Raw genomic sequence first — 1,355 nt, 5'->3', positions numbered from 1 at the left:
CGAATTACCATCCAAAATCTGAATTTATAACGGCTGTAGAATTGAGAAAATGCAGAAAATTGGAATTGGAAAATTGACGCAACCGCTGATTTAAAATATTGACGCATAAATCAATAAAAACTGAATGAATAAAACTAACAGAATTATCATCCAAAATCTGAATTTATAACGGCTGTAGAATTTAAGGAATGCAGCAAATTGGAATTGGAAAAAAAACAAACTACTTGCAACAAAATATATAAAAAATACTTAGTTTAGTGCTAAGACAAAAGTTAGTACTATTTTGTTAATTCCGATTTTCCTTCGGAAAATCCTCACGCACAAAACAGTACTTTCCATATATAAAACGTTAGCTTTCATTAACAAAAAAAATGCGTGAAATTGGAAAAATAAAGCGGTTTAAAAAAGTAGAATCCTGATAAATATTACGCAATTAGAAATGGAATTTTAACGTAGTAGATTTTGAAAAATATTACGCAAGAATCTGTCTGTAATTATGAAATGAAAATGGCAGACTTTTAGCCTGTTTATGGAATCGGAAATGAAAAACTGTGGGATTCTGACAAATATTACGCAAGAATTTGTCTGTAATTATGAAATGGAAACGGCAGACTTTAGCCTGTTTATGCAATCAGAAATGAAAATTTAGACAAGTTAAACGCCGAATAAAAATGCTGAAAAATATGTAGTTTTATATCGGTATTTTAATTGTAAAAAAGGAAAAATAAACGAAAAGCTAACAAAATATATAATTTATTGCTAGTGCTCGCCTACCTACGAAAATCCTTAGGGGATTTTCTATTTCGTTTTTATTTACTAAATTAGTTGCTCGAAAAACGCAACAAACCATATATAAATCGTTAGCTTTCATTTCAGAATAGTAAAAATACGACCTGCTATTATATGTTATTTACTTTTACCCAAGCGTAAATTAACTCTCTAAGTGGTATCATAAAATTCTTAATCCACCTTTCGAACTCACGAACAGACATGTATTCTGTAAAAGTAGTTTCCTTGCCGTTTATTTCTAAGCGCATTACTACTTGATTATGATATTCGCTACTAACATCTGTTATTTCAACTTTTCCTATCTTAGCTACGTGGTGGGCTTCTACAAGGCATTTATTATCAGATTGCGATACTACCTGTTTTCTAAAGTATATCTGCTGGAATTGCACTGTTTTTTCAATTTCTATTAATTCATGTAAACGTACACGTTCTTTCATTTTGGTTATTTTTTTTATAATTAAAAACGAAAAGCTAATCGAGTAGACGGCTCCGACTAAAATAGTCGGAGTGCGCCTCTCACACCACCGTACGTACGGGTCTCGTATACGGCGGTTCGTAAATCATCA

Annotated in this window: 1 protein-coding gene; it reads right to left on the bottom strand. The window is 31.4% G+C overall.

Annotated features, from left to right (window positions below; genetic code table 11):
- Positions 1-899: 899 nt before the first annotated feature.
- Positions 900-1,226 carry a hypothetical protein gene (locus tag DPIF8902391_RS10460; protein ID WP_172505788.1) on the bottom strand — a complete coding sequence of 109 codons (327 nt, stop codon included), beginning with the start codon at positions 1,224-1,226 and terminating at the stop codon, positions 900-902.
- Positions 1,227-1,355 lie beyond the last annotated feature (129 nt).

Source organism: Tenacibaculum finnmarkense genomovar ulcerans (assembly GCF_900239495.1).
Classification (GTDB): domain Bacteria; phylum Bacteroidota; class Bacteroidia; order Flavobacteriales; family Flavobacteriaceae; genus Polaribacter; species Polaribacter ulcerans.
Note: the sequence above shows the minus strand (reverse complement) of the source record. Positions and strands in the feature narration are given on the sequence as shown.